18 protein-coding genes and 3 pseudogenes are annotated in these 21,925 nt (G+C 71.3%); 14 read left to right on the top strand and 7 right to left on the bottom strand.

The window, feature by feature from the left end; translation table 11 throughout:
- Positions 1–1,030 precede the first annotated feature (1,030 nt).
- The 11 genes and pseudogenes from OV079_RS51890 (at position 1,031) to OV079_RS51935 (ending at position 9,223) form a co-directional block, all read left to right on the top strand.
- Positions 1,031–1,279: a hypothetical protein gene (locus OV079_RS51890; RefSeq protein WP_267778065.1), complete on the top strand. Its 249-nt coding sequence runs from the start codon at positions 1,031–1,033 to the stop codon at positions 1,277–1,279.
- A gap of 77 nt (positions 1,280–1,356) precedes the next feature.
- Positions 1,357–3,228 carry a terpene synthase family protein gene (locus OV079_RS51895; RefSeq protein WP_267778066.1) on the top strand — a complete coding sequence of 624 codons (1,872 nt, stop codon included), beginning with the start codon at positions 1,357–1,359 and terminating at the stop codon, positions 3,226–3,228.
- A 45-nt stretch (positions 3,229–3,273) separates the two neighbouring features.
- Positions 3,274–4,749: a cytochrome P450 gene (locus tag OV079_RS51900; RefSeq protein ID WP_267778068.1), complete on the top strand. Its 1,476-nt coding sequence runs from the start codon at positions 3,274–3,276 to the stop codon at positions 4,747–4,749.
- A gap of 25 nt (positions 4,750–4,774) precedes the next feature.
- Positions 4,775–5,482: pseudogene (locus OV079_RS51905) on the top strand (PAS domain-containing protein); the annotation flags it as partial.
- Between the two features lie 128 nt (positions 5,483–5,610).
- Positions 5,611–5,697: pseudogene (locus OV079_RS60225) on the top strand (hypothetical protein); the annotation flags it as partial.
- Between the two features lie 12 nt (positions 5,698–5,709).
- The gene (locus OV079_RS51910; RefSeq protein ID WP_267778071.1) at positions 5,710–6,249 is read left to right on the top strand and encodes a sensor histidine kinase; all 540 of its coding nucleotides are present in this window, start codon (positions 5,710–5,712) and stop codon (positions 6,247–6,249) included.
- A gap of 21 nt (positions 6,250–6,270) precedes the next feature.
- Positions 6,271–6,708, top strand: coding sequence for a response regulator (locus OV079_RS51915; protein WP_267778843.1), 438 nt, complete (start codon positions 6,271–6,273; stop codon positions 6,706–6,708).
- A gap of 133 nt (positions 6,709–6,841) precedes the next feature.
- A complete protein-coding gene (locus tag OV079_RS51920) occupies positions 6,842–7,231 on the top strand; it encodes a response regulator (RefSeq protein WP_267778072.1) in 390 nt (129 codons plus the stop codon).
- Positions 7,228–7,968: a sensor histidine kinase gene (locus OV079_RS51925; RefSeq protein ID WP_267778073.1), complete on the top strand. Its 741-nt coding sequence runs from the start codon at positions 7,228–7,230 to the stop codon at positions 7,966–7,968. Before OV079_RS51920 ends, OV079_RS51925 begins: the two co-directional genes overlap by 4 nt.
- Positions 7,969–8,021: 53 nt before the next feature.
- Positions 8,022–9,014, top strand: a complete 993-nt coding sequence (locus OV079_RS51930) for a hybrid sensor histidine kinase/response regulator (protein ID WP_267778074.1) — start codon at positions 8,022–8,024, stop codon at positions 9,012–9,014.
- Positions 9,011–9,223, top strand: coding sequence for an ATP-binding protein (locus OV079_RS51935; protein WP_267778075.1), 213 nt, complete (start codon positions 9,011–9,013; stop codon positions 9,221–9,223). The genes OV079_RS51930 and OV079_RS51935 overlap by 4 nt, the downstream gene beginning before the upstream one ends.
- Positions 9,224–9,322: 99 nt before the next feature.
- On the opposite strand, the gene OV079_RS51940 is transcribed toward OV079_RS51935, so the two are convergent.
- On the bottom strand, positions 9,323–10,309 hold the full coding sequence (locus OV079_RS51940; RefSeq protein WP_267778076.1) for a hypothetical protein: 987 nt from the start codon (positions 10,307–10,309) through the stop codon (positions 9,323–9,325).
- Between the two features lie 621 nt (positions 10,310–10,930).
- Here OV079_RS51940 and OV079_RS51945 point away from each other — a divergent pair.
- Entirely contained in the window at positions 10,931–11,203 is a 273-nt protein-coding gene (locus OV079_RS51945; RefSeq protein ID WP_267778078.1) for a hypothetical protein, read from the top strand.
- 113 nt (positions 11,204–11,316) lie between these two features.
- Entirely contained in the window at positions 11,317–12,834 is a 1,518-nt protein-coding gene (gntA, locus tag OV079_RS51950; protein WP_267778079.1) for a guanitoxin biosynthesis heme-dependent pre-guanitoxin N-hydroxylase GntA, read from the top strand.
- Here the strand turns inward: gntA and OV079_RS60230 are convergent.
- Positions 12,782–13,420, bottom strand: coding sequence for a hypothetical protein (locus OV079_RS60230; RefSeq protein WP_420829476.1), 639 nt, complete (start codon positions 13,418–13,420; stop codon positions 12,782–12,784). The two genes, gntA and OV079_RS60230, sit on opposite strands and share 53 nt — an antisense overlap.
- A 7-nt stretch (positions 13,421–13,427) precedes the next feature.
- Here OV079_RS60230 and OV079_RS60235 point away from each other — a divergent pair, with 7 nt between their 5' ends.
- Complete coding sequence (locus OV079_RS60235; RefSeq protein ID WP_420829477.1) at positions 13,428–13,763, top strand: hypothetical protein; 336 nt, start codon at positions 13,428–13,430, stop codon at positions 13,761–13,763.
- Positions 13,764–14,024: 261 nt separating this feature from the next.
- Here the strand turns inward: OV079_RS60235 and OV079_RS60240 are convergent.
- From OV079_RS60240 to OV079_RS51980, 5 genes and pseudogenes are all read right to left on the bottom strand, one after another.
- A pseudogene (locus OV079_RS60240) lies at positions 14,025–14,827 on the bottom strand (aminoglycoside phosphotransferase family protein).
- A gap of 943 nt (positions 14,828–15,770) precedes the next feature.
- Positions 15,771–16,283, bottom strand: coding sequence for a hypothetical protein (locus tag OV079_RS51965; protein WP_267778080.1), 513 nt, complete (start codon positions 16,281–16,283; stop codon positions 15,771–15,773).
- Positions 16,284–17,454: 1,171 nt separating this feature from the next.
- Positions 17,455–18,882, bottom strand: coding sequence for a hypothetical protein (locus OV079_RS51970; protein ID WP_267778081.1), 1,428 nt, complete (start codon positions 18,880–18,882; stop codon positions 17,455–17,457).
- Positions 18,883–19,126: 244 nt separating this feature from the next.
- The gene (locus OV079_RS51975) at positions 19,127–20,119 is read right to left on the bottom strand and encodes a hypothetical protein (protein WP_267778082.1); all 993 of its coding nucleotides are present in this window, start codon (positions 20,117–20,119) and stop codon (positions 19,127–19,129) included.
- A 114-nt stretch (positions 20,120–20,233) separates the two neighbouring features.
- Positions 20,234–21,403, bottom strand: a complete 1,170-nt coding sequence (locus OV079_RS51980; RefSeq protein ID WP_267778083.1) for a LamG-like jellyroll fold domain-containing protein — start codon at positions 21,401–21,403, stop codon at positions 20,234–20,236.
- Between the last annotated feature and the right edge of the window lie 522 nt (positions 21,404–21,925).

Genomic DNA, 21,925 nt, shown 5'->3' on the forward strand with positions numbered 1-21,925 from the left:
TGCGCACAGGGCAATGAGCGAATGATCGGCCGCAATAAACGCTGTACCATCGCGCGGCCCTCGGCTCGCGGCGGAGCGCGAGCGCCTGTCTGCAGTGGCGACAGGTCGGGCAGCGTGGCTGGCGGGGCTCGACAAAGCTTCCTTCGGAAAGGCCCGAGCCGGCCTCAGGTTTCGCTCGATGCCCGACGATTCACTCTACAAGGGGCTCGCGGGCGGCCTGGTGATTCGACCTCGCCGACGTGGATCGGGCCGTCCCTGCCTCCGCCGACGCGGCCCCGCGGTTGGCATCATGAATGACGCGTCCCAGCGTCTGCCGTCGCGGGTCGAGGGCCCGCCGGGGCGAGCCGGGGCGAGGAATGCCGGCAGGCGGCGCGGGCATACGAAACATCATTTGAACAATGTTCATAGGACATGATGCGCGCCTGCGACGAGTGACTGCGAATCTCGCCGACGCCGCGGCGTCGGCGCCTTAAATCATGACACGACGAAAAATGTCGCCGGGGGCGTGATCCGTGGCGACATTTGGATCACTATTAAAAGTGTTGCGACGGTGGAACCGGGTCGTGAGACTCGCGGCTCCGCTGCGCTGGAGTGAAGCTTGGCCGTTAGACTCTGCGATTGACAAACTTTGGACCTCGACTGGCAGCTCCGGCGAATCATGTCAGTACTTGACAGTTCCAAACCACCCATGCGATAGGACCATCACGTGACAATCAACGCGCGGAGTCCTCGCGTCAGCGCCATTCGGCACGCATCTCCTTCCGCCGAAGGCACCGGCGAGGCTTTACAATCATCATCGCGACCGGTGCATCCCCTGGGTGAGCGGGTCGCGGCGTGTGGGGCTGGCGGTGGAGCATTGCATCTCGCTGCAGCGGCCTGACGGATCGTGGGAGGTCGCGCCGGACGGGCGGATCTTCGAGACCGCGCTGGCCGGGTACGCCCTGGCCCACACGCCCGGGCGGCTCGATCGGCGGGCCGTCGCGCGGGCGCGGGCGGGGTCGAATCGGCGGCGCCGCAGGAGCACCACCCGGTGTCCTTTCTATTGGAGGACACGCTGCGGCGGATCATCGTCGGCGCCGGCGGGGCGGTCGACCTGACCGCGCCCGAGCTCGACGCGCCGGTGCTGGCCAGCCGGACCATGCTGCTGCACACCCTGGCGCTGCACGCCGGGCTCGAGGTGCGGGCTCGCCGGTCCGAGGACGACTGCGGGAGCTCGTCGCGCGGGAGTACGAGCGCTGCACCCGGGCCAAGCACAAGCAGTGGAGCAAGGTCGAGCTGATCGCGCTGCACATCCTGCTGCAGGCGCGGGCCGGGCGGCAGACCGCGGTCGAGGCCGCGGGCTTCGATTTGGTGCACGTGCAGGCGCCGCGCTCCGGGTTCTTCTTCAACCCGATCAGCACCGCCCTGGCCTACATCGCCCTGTGCATCGCGGCGCCGACGTCGGACCCATGGTTCGTGCTGAGGTCGCAATTGCTCGAGCATCAACAGGCCGATGGCAGCTGGCGCTTTTGTACCAGCGACGTCTGGGACACCTCGCTGATCGTCCGCGCCTTCGCCGGGCAGCCCGCGTTCGTGCAGACTGCGCTGCAGCCTGCGCTCGACTTCTTGCAGGCGACGCAGAACGTCGACGGCGGCTGGCCCTTCCGCTCGGGCGTCGAGTCCGACAATGACACCACCGGCGCGGTGGTGCTGGCGCTGCGCGGCACGATGCAGGGGGAGCGCACGAAAGATCGCGCGCTCGCTTACCTCGGGCGGGTGCAGATGGACAGCGGCCTGTGGCGCACCTGGCAATCCCGCGACGACCCACCCGTGGAAGACGTCGTCGCGCACGTGCTGTCGGCGCTCGACGCCTATCGCGGGCGGCACCGGATCGCGGTGGGCGCGGCGCGGCGGTGGCTGGCGGCCGAGGTCGAGCGGCGCGGCGTGTGGGCGGCGAGCTGGTACCGCGGCGAGCCGTACGCGCTGGCGGAGATCGGGCGCGCGCTCGGGCCGGACCATGCGCTGGTGCGTCACGGCGTCGACGCGCTGGCGGCCCGGCAGAACGAGGACGGCGGCTGGTCGCCGGAGCCCGGCGGCGCGAGCACGGCCAGCGCGACCGGGCTGGCGTTGCAGGCGATCGTCGATCGTCACCCCGCGCGGGTCGATCGGGCCCTGCAATACCTGGTCGACGCCCAGCGGGCCGACGGCACCTGGCCTGGCCATCCGGACATGTTCGGTCCGCGGCCGCTGCTCAGCCACTTCACCACCCACACCCAGGCCTTCGTGGTCGGCGGGATCCGGCGGCGCTGCGCCGCAACTGGCCGTGGTCGCCGTGCATCGCCGCGGTCCCGGAAGGAGCGGCCTGACATGAGCCGGATCGCCGCCGCGGTCGACCAGGTGCTGCTGAGTCGCATCACCGCCTGGGCCGCCGACATCGAGGACTTCGCCGTGCATCACGCGGCCGACGGGCTCTACGTCGCCGAGGCCTGCGTCGACCCCGAGGTCGACGGGCGCGAGGAGGTGTTCGCCATCGCCCTCGTCAGCGCCTTCTGGTTCTGGTTCGACGATCGCAGCGACAAGTTCCTGCGCGCCGAGCAGACGCCGGTCGACTGGGCCACCCTGATCGCCTACGGCGAAGACGAGCCGCCGGCTGTCCTCGGGGACACACCGGAGGTCCGCTTCTTCCAGCGCCTGTGCGACCTGCTCCGGCCGCTCGCCGGGCGCCCCGACGAGCACCGGTGGTTCCGCGTCGGCTCGGCCAAGGTGTTCCGGGCGATGTACGCCGAGGAGCGGATGTCGCGCGACGCCGAGGCGCGCTCGCTGGTCGAGTGCATCGAGACGGGCGCGCACAGCACCACCTTGCCGAGCATCCTCACCGCCGCGTACCTGGTGCGGCGGCTCGACCGGCCGCGGCGGCACGGCGACCCGCGGGTCGGCAACGTCGAGCGCTACCTCTACCTGTCGCAGCGCCTGCTCAACGACCTCGTGAGCGCCGAGAAGGAGCGCCGCGAGGGCCACGCCGGGCGGGTGTCGAACGCGGTGCTCCTGCTCGAGCGCGAGCTCCCGCCGGCGCAGGCGCGCGCCTTCGTCGAGGCGCAGCGGCAGGGCTACGAGCGGCTGCTGCAGCACAACCTCGATCGCCTCGGGACGCGCGACCCGTTCGCGGCCACGCTGTCTCGCCTCGTCCGTTGCATTCATCGTTGGTACGCCACAGGGCCGCTCCGCTTCGAGACCGACCCAGGGAGGTGACATATGAATACGCTCATCCATCCACGAACGGAGCAAGCGCTCCGATTGCCCGGGCCTGCCGGCTATCCGCTGGTCGGCGCGCTCCCCACGATCCTGCGCGAGGGGGTCTTCGAGTACGTCGAGCGCTGCTGGCGGGACTACGGTGATTTCTTTCAGATCCCGACCGCCGGTCGCAGCCGGATCATCTTCACCGCTCACCCCGACGCGATCGAGCGGATCCTCCACACCAGGGTCGACAATTACTACAAGGGCAAGGGCTACGACCCGCTCCGTCCGCTCCTCGGCAACGGCCTCATCACCAGCACCGGCGACTTCTGGGTCCGCCAGCGCAAGCTGACCCAGCCGGCGTTCCACATGGACAACCTGCGACGAATGGTGCCGGTGATGGCCCGCTGCGTCGAGGACATGCTCGGCGAGTGGGAGGCGCGGCGGCGCCGCGGCGCGGTGCTCGACCTGCACGCCGAGAGCATGCACCTCGCGCAGCGGATCGTCGGCTTTACCCTCTTCGGCATGGACCTGAGCGATCGCGAGGCGGCCTCGTCGCGCGCGGTCACCGAGAGCCTCGAGATCGCCGGCCAGCGGATGAACCGCGGCGCGCTGACGCTGCCGCTGTCGGTCCCGACCCCGGCGAATCTGCGCTTTCGTCGGGCGCTGCGGACCCTCGACGAGATCGTCTACGACATCATCGGGCACGCGCGGAAGGCCGGGCCCGAGGCCCAGCCGACGCTGCTGCGCCTGCTGATGGAGGCGCGCGACGACGGCCCCGGCGACGGCATGAGCGACCAGCAGTTGCGCGACGAGATCGTCACCCACTACGTCGCCGGCCACGAGACGACCGCGCTGATCCTCACCTGGACGTTCTGGTTCCTCGGCCAGCATCCGGACGTGTACGCGAAGGTGCGCGAAGAGATCGCGGGGCTCGGGCTCACCGGAGCGCCCGCCATCGAGGACCTCGATCGTCTCACCTACACGCGAATGGTCTTCGACGAGGTCATGCGGCTGCGGCCGCCGGTGTGGGCGCAGACCCGGACCACGCGCGAGGACGACGTCCTGATGGCGCGCCGGATCCCCGCAGACAGCTTCGTCATGTTCTCGGCGTATTTCTGCCACCATCATCCCGCGTTCTGGGACGAACCGTCGGAGTTCCGCCCCGAGCGCTTCACGCCCGAGCGGGTGCGGGCTCGTCACCGGTATGCACACATCCCATTCAGTGCGGGGCCGCGCGTGCATCGGCAAGCGTTACGCGCTTTACGAGCTGAGCACCGCGCTGGCGCTGATCCTGACGCGATTCCGAATCGACGTGCTGCCGGGGCAGGACGTGGGGATCCGGCCGACCGCGACGGTGCACCCCGATCGCCCGATATACGCGCACTTGCGCGGCCCAGGCCGCTGATCGCCCGGGCGGGCGCGCCGGCCGGCCGGACGGGCAATCGCTGGTTCGCAACCGCGCCGTGCGCCGCGACTCACCGCACTCGACTGCGCCTGTCCGGCGCTTCTCGGGCCCGCGGAACGCTGGTATAGAGGACAGCACGTAAGGGAGGATTAGTTGCCTCACTATCCCGCGCTGTTTGCTCTGGCCCACGAGCCCTTCATTTGCGTCGACAACGAGGGTCGGATCGCCGCGGTCAATCAGCCCGCGGCGCAATTGCTCGAGAGCACCAGCGCCAAGCTGGTCGGCCACGCCTTCGCCGATCAGGTCCATCCCGAGGATCGAGAGCGGGTCGCGACCGGGGTGACGAGGGCCGCCGAGGACGAGACGATGGTCGAGCAGGCGTGTCGCCTGCGCTGCGCCGGCGCCAGCTATCGCGCGGTGGTGCTGCGGTACGGGCGGGAGCCGACGCTCGGGCAGCTCGTGATCGCCGTCCGCGAGCTCACCGACCTCGACGAGCTGCGGCAGCAGCGGGACGACGCCCGGCGCCGGCTCGCGGCGGTGTTCGAGACCATGCACGACATCGTGTTCACCACCGACGAGCACGGCGTGCTCAACGGCGTGAATCGGGTCCCGCCGGGCCTCACCGTGGCCGACACGATCGGCACGCCGATGCTCGCGTTCGCGGCCCCGGAGGAGCAGGAGCCGATGCGCGCCCGCTACGACGAGGTGCGCGAGACGGGCAAGATGGTCTCGTACGAGACGCTGGCCATCTACCCCGACGGCCGCAAAGAGAACTACTCCAGCCGCCTCGGCCCGATCATGGACGGCGACCGCTCGATCGGCGTCGTCCTGATCACCCGCAACATCACCCAGGAGCGCCAGGCCGAGGAGGCCAAGCGCTACGCGGAGCAGCAGCTGCGCGACTACATGCAGCGCTCGAGCGCAGCAACCGCGAGCTCGAGCGGTTCGCCTCGGTCGCCTCGCACGACCTGCAGGAGCCGCTGCGCAAGATCCAGGCGTTCGCCGACCGCCTGCGCGACAAGTTCGAGGCGGAGCTGGCCGAGACCGGCCGCGACTACCTCGAGCGGATCCGCAACGCCGCCAAGCGGATGCAGGACCTCATCAACGACCTGCTGATGTTCTCGCGGATCTCCGCCAAGGAGCAGGCCTACGCGAAGGTCAACCTGACCAAGATCGCCAAGAGCGTGCTGTCCGACCTGGAGGTGCGCATCGAGGAGAACGAGGCCGAGGTCAAGCTCGGCGAGCTGCCGACGATCGAGGCCGACCCGGTGCACATGCGCCAGCTGCTGCAGAACCTGATCGGCAACGCCTTGAAGTTCACGCGGCCCGACGTGAAGCCGGTGGTCGAGGTGACGGCCGAGCCGGCGTCGCCGGCCGATCGCGGGCCCGACGACCCCGAGATGGTGAAGATCCACGTGCGCGACAACGGCATCGGCATCGAGCCGCGCCACCACGACCGAATCTTCAGCATCTTCGAGCGCCTCCACGGCCGCGGCAAGTACGAGGGTACCGGCGTCGGCCTGGCGGTGTGCCGCAAGATCGTCGAGCAGCACCGCGGCTACATCAAGGTCGCCAGCGTGCCGGGGGAGGACGACCTTCACGATCCTGCTGCCGGTCCGGCAGCCTGAAAGGAGCCAGCGGACGTGAGAATGCGTCGACCGATCAGCATCCTCGTCGCCGACGACGACCCCGAGGACCGCATGCTCGCCGAGGAGGCGCTCCGCGAGAGCCGCCTCGTCAACGACATCCGCTTCGTCGACGACGGCGAGGACCTGCTCGATTACCTGTACGGGCGCGGCAAGTACAGCGGCGGCGACAACCCGCGGCCCGACATGATCCTGCTCGATCTCAACATGCCGCGGATGGACGGCCGCGAGGCGCTCAAGGTGATCAAGGGCGACCCGGAGCTGCGCCGGATCCCGGTGGTCGTGTTGACCACGTCCAAGGCCGAGGAGGACATCTACCGCACTTACGATCTCGGCGTGAACTCGTTCATCATCAAGCCGGTGACGTTCGATTCGCTCGTCGACATCATGAAGGTATTGGGCGCGTACTGGTTCCAGATCGTCGAGATTCCCCCGCCGTAGCGGCCCGCCGCCGCGAGCGGACGATCGACCGGTGGGGGCGACTCCACCCGGCTGTCGGAGCTGTTCGCGCCCCGCAATCGGCGGAGCGGGGGTAGTCTGAGGACGAGGCGGCGATCATGAGGCGACGAATTCGGTGCTGCTCGTCGAGGACGACGAGGACGACTTCATCATGACGCAGGCGCTGCTGTCCGAGATCGACGACCCGGAATGTGCCCTCACCTGGGCGCAGACCTTCGAGGAGGGGCTGCAGCGCCTCCTCGAGGGGTCGTTCGACGTGTGCCTCCTCGACTACGCGCTGGGCGAGCGGACCGGCATGGAGCTGCTGGCGCAGAGCGCCACCGCCGGCGTCGAGGTGCCGATCATCTTCCTCACCGCGCAGGACCAGCGCCGGCTCGACGTCGAGGCCACGCGCCTGGGCGCCGCCGACTACCTGGTGAAGTCCCGATCCGCGCCGACCTGCTCGAGCGGTCGATCCGCTACGCGCTCGAGTGGTCGCGGTCGCTCTCGGCCCTGCGCCTCTTGAACCGCGAGCTCGAGCTGACGCGCGATCAGGCCATCCGCGCCAATCAGGCCAAGAACGACCTCCTCACCGCAGTGAGCCAGGCCTACCGCGAGTCGCTCGGGACCATCGTCACCTGCAACGACGCCATCGAGGCGCGGCTCGCCGGGCGCGACGCGATCGCCGAGGGCTACGCCCGCGAGGTCCGCGAGGCCTGTCGCACCCTCGAGCGGTTGTTGACGGACGTCCTCGACATGAGCGCGAGCGCCAGCGCGAGCGAGGGGCCGCCGATCCAGCCGCGGCGCCTGGCCCTGGCGCCGTTCGTCGAGGAGGTGGTGGCGGCGATCCGTCCGCTGGTCGGGCACAACGACAACACCCTCGAGGTCGTCGTCGCCGACGACGTCGGCGTGATCGAGACCGACCCGGCGCACCTGCGGCGGGTCCTGCTCACCCTGCTCGCCAACACCTGCAAGTTCGCGCGTCGCGGCCGCATTGAGCTGTCGGTCGCGCGCCGCTCGCAGGACGGCGTCGAGGGCGTCGAGCTGGCGATCCGCCCCAGCGGCCTGTGGATGACGCCGGCGCAGCTCGAGCTGCTGTTCGCCAGCATCCCTCAGGCCGACGCCGGGTGGCGCCGCGGGGCGGCTGGACGGAGTCGGGGCTCGCGGCCTGCCGGCGGGTCTGTCGCGGGCTCGGCGGCGAGCTGTTCGTCGAGACGGAGGGCGTGCGCCGGACGGTGCTGCGCGTGTGGGTCCCGGACCTGAGCGCGGCCGAAAGCGAGAGTGGGGCCTCGTGACGGGGCCGCGGAGGTTCATGCGTGGACACATCGGTCTCGGTGCTGCTCGTCGAAGATGATCGGGACGACTACCTGCTGACCTCGGAGCTGCTCGAGGAGCTGGGGGAGGGGACCTACGACCTGCGATGGGTCGATTGCTACGAGGACGGCGTCGAGGCGCTGCTGTCCGGCGGGCCCGACCTGTGCCTGCTCGACTACCGCCTCGGCGAGAAGACCGGCCCCGAGCTGCTGCGCGAGGTGGTCGCGCGCGGCTGCACGATCCCGATCGTCCTCTTGACCGGGCAGTCCGACCGCTCGCTCGACGTCGAGGCGATGAAGGCCGGCGCGGTCGACTATCTGGTCAAGGGCGAGTTCGGCCCGCGCCAGCTCGAGCGATCCATCCGCTACGCGGTCGAGCGCAACCGCTCGGTCAAGGCGCTGCGCGAGCTCAACGCCGAGCTGCAGCACGCGCGCAACCAGGCGACCGCGGCCAGCCACGCCAAGAGCATGTTCCTGGCCAGCGTCAGCCACGAATTCCGCACCCCGCTGAACGCCATCCTCGGCTACAGCGAGATCCTCCACGAGGAGCTGGTCGCGCTCGACGTCCCCGGGCTCGCCGACGACGTGCGGCGGATCCACACCGCCGGCACCCATCTGTTGACGCTCGTCAGCGACATCCTCGACCTCAGCAAGATCGAGGCGGGCAAGCTCGACCTGGCGATGCGGGCCTTTGACCTCGAGGCGCTGGTCGTCGAGATCAACGAGGCGATCCGCCCGCTCGTCGGCCGGAACGACAACACCTACCGCTGCCGCTGCAGCGGCGTGGGCGAGATGGTGTCCGACGCGACGCGCCTGCGCCAGGTGCTGCTCAACCTGCTCGGCAACGCCTGCAAGTTCACCACGCGCGGGAGCATCGAGCTGCTGGTCGAGCGGCGACCCGGCGCGCCCGCGACTTCGACACCGCCGGCGAGGACGAGCTGCTGCCCGGCGTCGATTGCGTCGAGTTCACCATTCGCGACACCGGGATCGGCATGACCCCGGCGCAGATGCAGCGCCTGTTCGCCGGCTTCTCGCAGGTCGACGCCGAGGTCACGCGCCGCTACGGCGGCACCGGCCTGGGCCTGTCGATCAGCCGCCGCCTGTGTCGCATGATGGGCGGCGAGATCTTCGTCGACAGCGAGTTCGGGGCCGGCTCGACGGTCCGCGTGCGCCTGCCGGCCCGCGTCGGCGGCGGGCCCGGCTGACGCGATGATCCATGGGACGGGGTCGCTGCCGCGGCCCTCCGCGCATTCGAGCGCTGGACCGGCCATTCGCCGCAGGCCTGGCGGCGGAGCCGGACGCATTCATCCGATCTGGAGTCGTCGCAATCGCGATGACGCCGTGATCAGGGCTGAGGAAGACCGCAGAGGCCGAGCTTCTCCAGGCCGGGCGGGGCGGTGCCGAGGTCGAACCAGGGGATGCACTGCAGACCCTGACCGGGGCAGTCGGTCGGCTCGAGGGTGTTGTCGCAGTACGGCAGGCAGCAGCCGAGCGCCGCGGGTCGCACTCGCCGGCGAACTCGGGGCTGACGCAGATGAGACCGGGGTCGCAAGCGTTGGCGTATTCGCAGGGGTCGAAGGCCTGGCCCTCTCGCCGCTGGCGTCGAGGACGCACAGGAAGTTGGCGGGGTCGTTCGGGTTGGGGAGGCAGAGGTCGCCGCCCGGGCAGTCCTGCTTCAGCGGGTCGCAGTTCGGGAGGCACAGGTTGAGGATGCCCTCGCCGCTGATATGACACGTCGCCCCCGGCGACTCGCAGCTCGGGGCTTCGGGCGAGCCCACGCACATCGCAATGCAGGTTCCGACGCCGTCGACGACGTTCCAGCACATCTGACCGACGTCGCAGGTGTCCTCGCCGCTGACGCCGGAGCCGAACACCATGCAGGGCTCGCCGACGTCGTCGGGGTTCGGGACGACGTCGACGCACTTCAGGCTCTCCCACGAGCTGTCGCCGTCGCCGGACCACGGCATGCACTTCTGGCCTTCGGGACAGTCCTGCACCCATGGGTCGCACCAATCATCATTCGCGCCGCCGCCGTCCGGCGGAGTGATGTCGCCGTTGGAGCTGTTCCCGGTCGTGCCGGGGTCGGGCGCGGCGGTGGTCGAGGTGACGGGATCCTGCGGCTCGGTGGTCGGCTCCGCCGTGGTCGAGTTGCCGGCGTCGGGGAGCGTCGTCGCCGGCGCGGTGGTGGTCTCGGTGGTCTGGCCGCCGGCGCTGGTCTCGGCGTCGCCGAGGGGACGCTCAGTGCAGGCGGTCACGACGAGGAGGGCGAGCGAGAGGTTGCGGATCGACATGGCTGAAAGGACCTGTGCGAAGGGCCCAGGGGCGAAGAGATCGGTCACCGAGGGACGAGCAGGAAGAAATCTAACATATCAAGCTTACAAAACTTTAAATTAAACTATAAAATACAAAACTGCGATAGATTTGGTTGTAAAGAGAGCGATATCGCACAATCGAGACCCAGGGTGTCCTTCGGCGGGACCCTTCGCTGCAGAGCCGGGACGCTCCCGTTTGCGCGCTGTGCGCGATTGGCTCCGTGCCGTCCGCCAGCGCAAAGGGAACAGGGCAAAAGCGGGCCGCACGTCCGGTTTCGCCGCGGAGGACGCGGTTAGCCGGAAGGCCGGCGCACGCAACTGCAAACACAATCGTGCCAGGACAAGCGCCCCGGACGCAGCGAGCGGATCCGGGGCAATGGCAGCAGGCTCAAGGGCAGATTCACGAACACACGATCGATTGAAGGCCCTCCGAGCGCCCGGTCCGCCGGGGCTCCCCGTCGTGGATCGGGGAGCGCGCTCGTCCGGTGCAGCGCGCCACCCGGGGCGTCGCGCCGGCCCACTGCCGACATTCGGCGTCGCGGCTCCCGCCCGATGCCACTCACGCCATCCGAGCCGTCGCGCTCGACAAAGGATCACACCATGCAGTTCAAGACACCCGTCCTCATGACCCTGGCCTTCTCCCTCGTCTCGGCAGTCGGCTGCGCCCAGACCAAGCTCGACCGCAAGGAGCGGGCCGAGGAGGGGATGGAGCGCCAGGAGGAGCGCATCGACCGTCGTGAGGAGCGCATCGACGAGAAGCAGGCCGACCCCGACAACAGCGCGGCCAAGGAAGAGCGCCTCGAGAACCGCGAGGACCGCCTGGAGGAGCGCGAGGAGCTGCTCAAGGCCAACGACGGCAAGCCGAACAACTAGTGCGGAGCTGCGGCGGCGGCGGAGGTGCGGCGATCGCCGCGCCCCGCCGCTCCGTGCCATTTTTATCAGCCCGGCGCTCGGGCCTCGCGGCCGAGCCCGCGACGAGGACGATCATGTCCGACTTCCACCCGGGCCACGAGGCTGCGAATCTGTTCGCGCCCGATCCGTCCGTCTCCAATCCGCCCGACGCGGATGCACCCGAGCGGCCGGCCCGCTTCTACCGCCCCGACCCGAACCATCCCGAGCGACTGCTGCGGATCGCCGGCGACGACGACGTCGACCAGGCCGACCTCACCGCGACGGCGATGCACGGGGCCTTCCGCGCGTTCGTGCTCGACCCGCATTACCCGTGCGTCGGAGCGCGCAGCGCGGTCCACAACAACAGCTATCGCCTGGGTGTCTACGACGCGCTCGGCAGCGCGGCGGCGACCGCCGCGCTGGCGCGCGACCTGGCGACGTTCACCCGCGACATCGACCAGATCGACGGCCCCTTCGCCACCTTCGTGGCGCTGTTCACCGGCCCGCAGGACGCGGGCGAGCAGTCCTTCGAGCGCGCGCTGTGGTCCCAGCTGCAGGCGTTGCACGAGGCCGACGCGGCGCCGTGGGACTCGTCGGTCAGCAGCGATCCCGACGACCCGCACTTCTCGTTCAGCTACGCCGGCACGGCCTACTTCATCGTCGGCCTGCACCCCGGCAGCGCTCGCCTGAGCCGCCAGTTCCCGTGGCCCGCGCTGGTGTTCAACCCGCACGCGCAGTTCGAGCGCCTGCGCGAGACCGGCAAGTACGAGCGCATGCAGGCGGTGGTGCGCGACAAGGAGCGCGCGCTGCAGGGCGACATCAACCCGGCGCTCGACGACTTCGGCGGCGACAGCGAGGCCCGCCAGTACAGCGGGCGGCAGGTCGAGCCGGACTGGCACGCGCCGTTCCAACCGCGCGGCAGCGAGGCGGAGGCCGAGGCGGAGGACGAGCCGCAGGCGCCGACGGGCGGGTGCCCGTATCATTCGCGGGTGACCGCGACCCATGTCATCGAGCCGCGCCCCGGCGTGCGCTACCGGATCCCCAGACAGTCGGGCGTGGCCTTTGCGATCGAACGCGGCCAGCTGCTGCGAATCATCGATCCCGAGGGCCGGCAGGTGTGCGACCTCTACAGCCTGGCCCGCGGCGAGCTGCGCGAGCACCTCAGCTCCGGCCGCAGCATCGATTACGCCGACAAGCTGTACCTGTCGACCGGCGACGTGCTCTACAGCAACCGCGAGCGGCCGATGTGGACGATCGGGCGCGACGACGTCGGCCGGCACGACCTGGTGCTGACGCCCTGCAGCCCCGAGATGTACCGCAGGCTGCGCGGCGACGACGGCACCCACCCGAGCTGCTACGAGAACCTGCGCGGGCCGCTGGCGGCGTTCGGGGTCGAGGCCGACAGCATCGGCTCGACCTTCAACATCTTCATGGACGTCCGCTTCGACCCGGCGACCGGCAAGATGACGATCGCGCCGCCGGCCAGCGCGGCCGGCGACTGCATCGAGCTGCGCGCCGAGATGGACATGGTCGTCGGCCTGACCGCCTGCTCGAGCGAGGTCACGAACGCGGGCAGCCTGAAGCCGATCGACTTCGAGCTGGTCCCGGAGTGACGTCGCAGGGCGGAGGCGCGGGCTGCTCGCCGAACATCGCGATCAGCTCGCGCTCGGCCGCGTCGGCCAGGACGTCGCGGCCCATCCGGCTCTCCTCGCCGAAGAAGGCGTTGGAGGTGCGGGTGTCGAACACGTGGGTGGCCAGCAAGGCGAACGCGCTCTCCTCGTCGGTGACGTCCTCGGAGGTCATGACCCGGCGCCCCGGATCGTCGTGGTCCTCGCGCTCGAAGCGGCCCTCCCACCGATCGCCCAGCGCGCGGCTGAAGTACTGCGAGGCGAGGTTGCCGGTGCGATCCATGTGACCCGCGCCGACGACCACGCGCAGCTGCGACCACTGCTCCGGGGTCATGTCGGCGACCCACGCGGAGAAGGTGGCGTGGGTGGTGTGCAGCTGGTCGCGCGCGGCGTCGGCGATGTTGGCGCGGATGTCGTCCATCTGCGCCCGCAGGAACGCGACGAGCGCGGCGCCGGTGACCCCGTTGGCCGACAACACCTCGGCGATGAACCGCCGCGAGGCGTCGAGCAGCCGGCGCTGACGCTCGAGCTGGGTCCGGTCGAGCCCGGCCTCGCCGATCGCCAGGGCCACCGGATCGGTGCGTCGGCTCAGCTCCTCCAGCTGCGCGCGCGTCCTCGTCGAGGCTGCCGCCCTCGTCGCCGAGGATGGTCTGGAGCGCCAGCGGCACGTGGCAGATCGCCTTGAGCTGGTGATAAAGCCGAGTCCGCGCCGGCCCCACGCTGCGGCGTCCGCCGATCCGCAAGTACAGGCTGTCGCCGACCTGGGCCACCGATGGGCCCAGCTTGGCCAGCACGGCCCGCTGGCGCGCAGCGTAGGCCGCGAGGAAGGCGTCGTTGAGCTGGGCGATCGGGTCGCTCGGATCGAGCGCGGTCGGATGGGTGAGGCGCGGCGGCTGCGGCATGCGATCGCCTGATTCATGGCACGCTTCGCTGCGGCCGCACCCGGTCGCGCGCCTCCGCGTGGAGGAGGACGGGGAGTGGTGCTCGCGGCGCGCGGGGGATCGGGCGAGGCGCTCGAGGCCGCCGAGGCGCACAGGCCGCGGCCCCAGCGAGCTCGGCGCTTCGGCCGTGCGCGCTCGAGCCATTGCGCAGCGAGCTCGGCGACCCGGAGGTCGAATGTTCGCCGATTCATCGCCGCGCGCGCAGCGAGCTCGGCGATTCGATCGTGGGCCGATTCATCGCGCGCGCGCAGCGAGCTCGGCGATTCGCAGGTCGATCTCGGGCGCGTCGCCGTCGGCGAGGATCCACGCGGCCGACAGGCCGGACCAGGCGAGGAGCCAGTCGAGCAGGCGCGCGCGGGCGATGCCCGAGCGCTGGGTGACGAGCTCGAGCCGGCGGTGGAACACCCGCTCGTGGACGGCCAGGGCGGGCCGCCGGCCATGTCGGGGTTGGCGAACACGACGGCGTAGTCGAAGGCCGGATCGCCGAGGAGGTGCTTCGGATCGATCGCCAACCAGCCGCGCGCGCCGAAGTCGAGCACGTTGTCGTGGTGGAGGTCGCCGTGGAGCGGCCGCACGTCGCGGAGGTCGGCCAGCAGCCGCGAGGCCGTGGCAAGGGCCTCGCGCAGGAGACCGCCGTGGCGGCGCGCGCCGGGCCCCAGGGCGGAGAACCACGTGGGGAGATCGACGAGGCCGGCGGGGATCGGGGTGGGGCGCGGCCGGTGAAGCGCGGCGATCGCGTCGCACAGGGCGATCGTCGCCTCGTCGTCATGACCGCTGCGCGCGAGCTCGGCGAGCGAGCGAGAGCCGGTGGCCCGCCCGAGCAGCAGCGCCGTGTCGTCGGCCGCGAGCAGCCGGGCCGCGCCGTCGCCGGCCCACCAGCGCAGCAGGATGTGGCCGTGGCGCTCGTCGGGGTCGGTGGCGACCTTGAGCATCGCCGGCTCGTCGCCGCGCCGCACGGGGAGCAGGCGGGCCGCGCGAGTGACGATCGGCGCGCCGTCGGGGACGAGGCCCCAGCGCGTCAGATACGCCGCGAACAGGTCGGGTTCGGCCGCAGGCACGGGCGGATGATACCCGGCCCGGCCGCCCCATGCGGCGACCGTGCCGCCGGCGCCGACGACGAGGGAGCGACGCATCCCTGGCGGAGGCGAGCGAGTAATCCTTGTCGGCGGTGACAGCCGCGCTCCGGCGAGCGGCCCGCGCCGACCACCGCGAGGCACCGCTGCTCGCGAGGACATCGAACGTGGTGCCTCGGGCGGGCGGGGCGGCGGCGAGACGGTGCAGGAGGACCCGTCCGGACGCGCCGCGGCGGGCACGACGGACAATCAGCGCACCGCGGCAATGGCGAGCCACGGGCGCGAAGGCGCGGCCTCCCCGGCGCGCGCACTCGGGTGATTCGTGGGGTCTGCACATTCGCCGCCGTCACGGCTCGGCGCCACGAGCCGCGGCCATCGCGAATGCGGGCATCGCCGCGCGGGGGCGGCGAGGCCGGTCGCAGGAACGTCGTCGAGTCGTCCGATTGTGACGCCGAGGGCCGACATTGCGCCCCGGGCGGCGATGCCGATCGGAGAAAGAGTCGATGCGTCGCCCGATCGCCGGCGACGCCGAGCGCCGGCATGGCCGCGCCAGGCGCTGCCATGCCGGTCGGACCCGGGGCGGCCAATGATCATGGGCAACGCCGAGCGCCGGCATTGCCGCCCTCGGCGCGGCCATGCCGGTCGCAGAAAGAGTCGATGTATCGGCCGATGGCGGCGAGGTCGAACTCCGGCATTGCCGCCCGCGGGGCGGCGATGCCGGTCGCGGAATGTGTCGTCGCGTCGTCCGATGGCGACGCCGGGGACCGGCATTGCCGCCTGGGCGCGGCGATGCCGGTCGCGGAAAGAGTCGATGCCTCGCCCGACGGGCGGCGAACCCGAACGCGCCGGCATTGCCGCCGCGGGCGCGGCGATGCCGGTCGCTGTCGGACCCGTCAGGTCCGTGCGCTCAGGCCTCGTTCAGGTCGAGCTGGAGGCAGGTCTGCGTGTCGACGAACAGGGCCTCGTCGTCGTCGAAGTCGGGGCGGTCGTCGCCCCAGCCACCCTGGCCCCAGCCCGGACCCCAGGGGCCGATGCCCTGCCCCCACGGGCCCCAGCCGCCGCCGCCCCAGCGGGTCTTCTCCGCGGGCGCGCAGAACATCGCGCCGTCGCCGTCGCACTGGCTGCGGCAGGTGTTGGCGTCGTCGCCGGCGACGTCGTCGCAGCTCGCCAGGCAGCTCGGGCCGCTCAGGGTGTCACAATCGTAGGCGCGATCGTCCTGGCCGGTCTGGACGAAGATCTGGGTCTGGACGCAGACCGCGAGCAGGAGGTCCTGGCCGAAGTCGCAGTCGTTGTTGCCGCCCCAGCACCACTCGGCCGGGTGGGCCGGGATTGCGAGGGGACGAGCCTCCGACGGGGAGGCCGCGAGGAGCGGCAGGGCGAACGCGAGGGCGGGGCACAGCAACAGAATCTTGCGCAACATGGGGAGTTCCTTCTTGTCTTCTCTCGGAAGCGACACCGGCTCTCTCCGGCGTCGACTGCCGGAATATTCGCCGGACCCTGACGGCTCGCAATGAAGAACTGTGGTGAATCGCAACCTCCGACGCGCGCCCGATCGGGCAAAGCCGCGGCGGACACGGCCCGTTCGCCGCGAATCTGCGGTTCTTCGGGCGACGCGACGAGCCCGGCGTCGGCGGCGTCGGCGGCCGCTCCGGCCCGAATTTCGCCGAATCGTCGGCGCCGTCCGCCGCGCTGCGGATTGTACATAGCCCGCCGGACGCGACGGCGACGAGGACGCCCGCCCGGCGATTTTCATAATTGTATATGATTATTCATCTTGCGGCGCGACCGCGGCGGTCCGACGGAGGGGGCCGCGCATTCGCCCGCCCGCGACCCGGCTGGACCGCCATTTCACGGTATGCATATAGCCTCGTACCCCACACGTGGGCCGGGCTGCCACATCGTTCGCGCGAGCGTCGAACGGCGCCCGCATCGGCCCGCCCGGCGCGAGAGCCTGGCGACGACGCGACGCTCGCGGCGAGCGACGCGGCGGCGAATCGGACGACGTCGGCGCTCCCCGAGGGAGATCCGCCCGGCGCCGAACATCGCGTCCCCGGAGCCGCAGCGCCGCGGCCGGACCGCGAGCGTCGACGGCAGTCCGCGGCCACGGCCGCGTCGCTGTCGCGTCGGCGAGGGCCCCTCGATCGGTCAGGCGAACCACCCGCCAGGGCGATCCGGCCCGCGCTCGGGACGGCGTCGCGGCCGCGGCCGAAGCCCGGCGACCCGCGGCGGGCGATGCTCCGTGCCCCGAGCCCGTGCTCTCGCGCGGCTCGCCAGCGCCCGGCCTCGCCAGGCCCTCATGCCATTCGAGTTCGCTGCGAGGAGTCGCCCTCCGCGGGCAATGGCCTCAGCGCTCCGCCGCGGCTCGCCCACAGCCCGATCGCCAGCGGCAGGAGCCCGTCGAGCACGTTTGTCGCCAGCATCGCGATCGCCCACGACTGCGACGGGCGGCTCGGCGCGAGTCGTGCGCGGCGTGCATGGCGGCGATTCATGCGTCCTCGTTCGGAGGCGATGACTCGCGCGTCCTCAGGTGCGGCGAATGCGAAACGCGGCCCGTCTCCGCGCGACGGGCCGCCTTTCGCATGGAGGGGGGTTTAGCCGACTTGCTGCTGGACGTCGTCGACGTTGCCGTAGATCGCCTCGGAGACGTCGATGACGCCCGAGACGACCGCGAAGCCGACGGTGACGAGCTTGAGCCGGCCGGTCCGGTCGCTGTCGTCGTACTTCTCGGACAGGCGCATCAGCGAGCTGCTCACCCACGAGCCGCAGCGCAGCGAGAACGTGACGATCTGGCTGTCGCCCTGCAGGTTGCCGGTGCCGAGCGCGACCGCGGAGAGCGTGGTGGTCGCCAGGCCGAGCAGGCCGAAGGCCACGAGGTCGAAGGGGCGCCACAGGTCGTCGACCTTGTAGGTGACGTACGCGGACAGCACCGTCCACGCGCCGGTGACGATCTCGAGGCCCGCGTTGGCGCCGGTGTAGGGCTGGACCTTCTGCGGCAGGCTGGGGAGCCGGGCCAGGGTGAGGACGCCGCGCAGCGAGGTGCACATGCCGCCGGTGGCGGCCAGGGTCGCCGAGAACTTCTTGGCCGCCTTGCCGGCCATCTCGAGCCCGGTCTTGGTCATGAGGACGATCGAGTTGACGAGCCCGAGCGCCATCGAGGCCCACAAGATCCGCCGCGCGTCGCGGCCGGGCTGCGTCTGCCCGCTCCGCGGCTGCGCCCCCGACTTGGGCGTGATCATCGACGACACGTCGCTCCTGGCCTGGGCCTTGTTCGTCGACTTCTCGGTCAGCACGCCGACGATCGCGCCGACCAGGGAGACGACCCGCATGACCGTGAAGGAGCGGCCGCCGAGGATGGTCGCCTCGATCGCGTCGGTCAGCACCGGCACCTTGATGCGGGCGCGGAACTGCTTGCCGGCGAGGTCGATGGCGTCCACCCCGCGGGTGACGACGCCGTCGAACAGGACGTCGAGCAGCGAGGACGAGCCGTCGGCGAGCGCGCCGTTTTGGGCCAGGAGCTGCGAGATCGGCGTGCCGAGCACGGTGCTCACCTGGGTGAGGTCGGGCAGCTTGCCGGTGAGGCCGTTCGCGGTGTTCAGCACGGCCGCATCGGGCGCGCCGAGGCCGGAGGTCACGTCGTCGGCGAGGTCGAACACCGCGTCGACCGACTCGAGCGCGTCCTGGAATTTTTCCAACAGGTACTCGAGCGGCTCGAGCACGGGGCGCGCGGCGTCGATGTCGAGGCCGAACAGGTCGCCGACCGAGCGCTGGCCCACGGCCTGCTCGACGCCTTTGCGCAGCGCGTCGGCCAGCTGGGCCTTGTACTCGCCGAGCTGCGGGTCTTGGCGCAGCTGCTGGAACGAGTCGTCGAGCAGGGCGTGGATGTCGTCGGAGGCGGCGAGGAAGTCGTCCCACAGGAACAGGTAGGCCAGGAACTCGAGGATCTCGCGGACCTCGGCGGCGATCCGCTTGACCAGCGCCTCCATGGCGGCGAACGCCTCCTCGACCCCGCTGACGACCACGCGCCAGGCCGCCTCGACGCCGTCGACGATGGTGGTGCCGATGATCTCGATCCACTGCAGGCCGGTCTCGGTGAGCTGGGAGACCTCGACGGCCAGCGTCTCGGCGCTGTCGACCAGCGCGGCGATCGCCTGCGTGCCGGCGCGGCGGGACGCGCCTCGACCTTCTTGCGCAACGCGTCGAGGTCGTTCGCGCCGCGCACGATCAGCGCGCCGGCCGACTTCGCGGTCCGCTTGGCGCCCTCGATCACGCCGGTGCCGGTGGCGAGGAGCTTGTCGCCGAGCGCCGCCGGATCGAGGGCGCCGAGGGCCGCGTTGACGGCGTCCTCGACGGCGCCGGTGGCTTCGTCGACGGCGTCCTCGACGGCGCCGGCGCCCGCGTTGACGGCGTCCTCGACGGCGCCGGCGCCTGCGTTGACGGCGTCCTCGACGGCGCCGGCGCCCGCGTTGACGGCGTCCTCGACGGCGCCGGTGCCCGCGTTGACGGCGTCCCCGACGGCGCCGGCGCCCGCGTTGACGGCGTCCCCGACGGCGTTGGCGCCCGAGCCGACGGCGTTCCCGACCGCGTTGCCGATGTCACCGAAGAAGCCCCGGGCCTGGGGCTTGATGAGCGGCCGGTTCTCCGGGGAGGGCGCCGGGGGAGCGGGGCCGCGGGGAACTGCGTGGTGAGCCGGCGGAAGGCGTCGGCGAGGGCGTTGGCGTCGTCGCTGCTGGTGCCCGCGGGCAGCGGGTTGCGGCGGCCGGGAGCGGGGTTCGTCAGGTCGTCGCCCTCGATCGTGCGCAGGCGTTGCTGCACCGGGGCGTCGGGGCGAATGGCCGTCCACACGCCGCCGGCGGCCCCGGCGACCCGGACGCGGATCGTCGGGCAGCCGAGGTCGTCGGCGACGAAGCGCAGGCGCACCTTGCCGGCGCCGTTCAGCGGCACCACCCGGGTCTCGTCGGCCTTCCACGGCTGCACCTCGCCCTTCTCGGTCGGGCCGACGTAGGCGGACAGCGGGCGGTCGACGCGGACCTCGAGCGACCGGTCGCTCGCGCCGTCGCCCGCGGGCGTGGTGACCTCGACCGTGGCGTCGTACACGAGGGCGGTGCCGTAGAGCTGCTCGGGCTGGGCGCCGAGCATCTTGTTCGAGACCTTCGCGCCCGCGACCGTCTCGCGCACGAGCTTGCCGCGCGTCCTGAGGCGGTACGGGGCGCCGGTGGTGGCCGGCAGCGGCGGGCCGTTCGTGTCCGTGAGCGTCACGCCGCCGGGGGCGTGACCAGCCGCTGCGCGGGCCGTGGTCGTGGAACAGGCCGTCGGTCACGGCGTCGAGGCGGTAGCAGGCGAGCAGCCCGTTCTCGTCGCCGCACGCGCGGGTCAGCCACAGCTGCGCCAGGCGCTCGGGCTTGACGCCGCGCCAGATCCGTACCTCCGCCAGGCCGCCGCGCAGGCGCGCCGCCCGGGCGCGACCCCGCCGAGGCTGCACTGCGACGCGACCGGGCTGCTCAGGATGGTCCGCAGCGCGGTGAACTGCGCCGGCTTCGACGGGTCGAGGGCCATCTTCCCCTTCGCGCGCGAAGTGCCCTGGAAGTACACCTGGCTGTCGATCGCCAGGCCCGTGTCGTCGACCCGCGCGCTCGCGGCGACGTGCGCCCACTGGCCCTTCTTGACCAGGCCCTTGGCGCTGCACAGGCGGGTCGGCGTGTCGCCCTCGATCAGCATCAGCGCGACCTCGCCGTCCTTGCCGCCGGCGGCGAGCACCAGCCGCCGCGAGTCGGCGCCGAGCTGGACCACCGCGCCGGGCAGGGCCTCGTCGGTGTCGAGGCGGACCCACGCCTCGAGCGTCAGCTTGCCGTTCATACCGGTCACAGGGGACAGGTTGGTGACCTCGGAGTCCCTGGCGAAGTTGAAGTAGGCGGCCGGGCCGTCGGCGAGCGGCGCCGGGTGCTGGACGGTCGCCACGGCGCCGGGGCCGGCGAGGTGACGCTTGTGGGCGCCGAGGTCCACGCTCGTGTGGCGCTGGCCGCCGGCGTCGGCGACGGTCTGCTCGAGCGGGTAGTAGGCCGACAGCTGCGAGGAGCCGAGCGGCGGCGCGTCCCACGAGAGGTCGTTCGGCTTGAAGTGCTTCCACACCACGAGCTGGGCCAGCTCGCCGGTGAAGCCGCCGAGCGCGACGGTGCGCGCCTCCTTGCCGGGCGCGGCGAGGGGGCCCTCGACGTAGATCGCGCCGTTGATGCGGATCCAGCCCTTCCCCTTGGGGTCGATGCCGGCGCGCATCTGCACCCAGCGGTCGGGCGGCAGGCCGCCCGGGATGGTCAGCTCGGGGCCCGACTTGCCCGTGATCACGGAGAAGCGCAGGACATCGGCGCGGTCGCCGGTGCCGAGCACGATCCGCGTCTTGGCCCCGGCGAGCTCGACGATCGTCTGCGAGGCGGCGTCGCCGGTGCGGCGGATCCATAGCTGCAGCAGCAGGCCCTCCGGGAAACCGCCGTCGACAGGCGGGGACACGAGCTTGGCCGCTTGAGTGAATGCGAGGACCTTGGACATGACAACCCGTCCGGGCAGGAAATGCATCGAGGCGCCAAAGGGGCATCAGCGCCCCCGGTCGCCGCAGCCCGGTCGACGTGGTGAGCGTAGGGAACCCGGTCGACAGGTGCTGGCCGCAGATGGCCATCGCCTGCCCAGGTCGCGGGCAGGGCGGCGTGCGCGGCCGCGCGGTTCAAGCGCGAGCGCGCGAGCGCGCGAGCTGCTGCCGACGACGCTCGCATACCGGCCGCAGCGAGGTCGGTCCGAATCATATGTCCTTCAGGGCAGGTCGTCTCTGTGTCGACGACCATCGCGGACCGCACGGCGAGCCGCTCGAGCAGGTGCGTATCGCGGACGGAGCGCCGCTTGACCTCCGAGAATGTGACACCACGCGGGTGACTGACGATCCGCGTGGCCACGGTGGACCTGGCGGCGCCGTGGCGAGCGGTGCAGGCGCGGCTGCACGAGCTGCTGTCGACAAGTTTTCCGCCGGCGCTCGCTGCGGGGATACCCGTGTAGGCCGCGGGCCGACCCGGTTCACGG

Source organism: Nannocystis pusilla (assembly GCF_026626665.1).
GTDB lineage: Bacteria > Myxococcota_A > Polyangia > Nannocystales > Nannocystaceae > Nannocystis > Nannocystis pusilla.

What these genes read in the sequence shown, in the direction of transcription:
- OV079_RS51910 (WP_267778071.1), top strand. Translation starts at nt 5,710, where the DNA reads ATGCAGGACCTCATCAACGACCTGCTGATGTTCTCGCGGATCTCCGCC.
- OV079_RS51915 (WP_267778843.1), top strand. Translation starts at nt 6,271, where the DNA reads ATGCGTCGACCGATCAGCATCCTCGTCGCCGACGACGACCCCGAGGAC.
- OV079_RS51935 (WP_267778075.1), top strand. Translation starts at nt 9,011, where the DNA reads ATGACCCCGGCGCAGATGCAGCGCCTGTTCGCCGGCTTCTCGCAGGTC.
- OV079_RS51940 (WP_267778076.1), bottom strand. Translation starts at nt 10,309, where the DNA reads ATGTCGATCCGCAACCTCTCGCTCGCCCTCCTCGTCGTGACCGCCTGC.
- OV079_RS51945 (WP_267778078.1), top strand. Translation starts at nt 10,931, where the DNA reads ATGCAGTTCAAGACACCCGTCCTCATGACCCTGGCCTTCTCCCTCGTC.
- gntA (WP_267778079.1), top strand. Translation starts at nt 11,317, where the DNA reads ATGTCCGACTTCCACCCGGGCCACGAGGCTGCGAATCTGTTCGCGCCC.
- OV079_RS51965 (WP_267778080.1), bottom strand. Translation starts at nt 16,283, where the DNA reads ATGTTGCGCAAGATTCTGTTGCTGTGCCCCGCCCTCGCGTTCGCCCTG.
- OV079_RS51980 (WP_267778083.1), bottom strand. Translation starts at nt 21,403, where the DNA reads ATGTCCAAGGTCCTCGCATTCACTCAAGCGGCCAAGCTCGTGTCCCCG.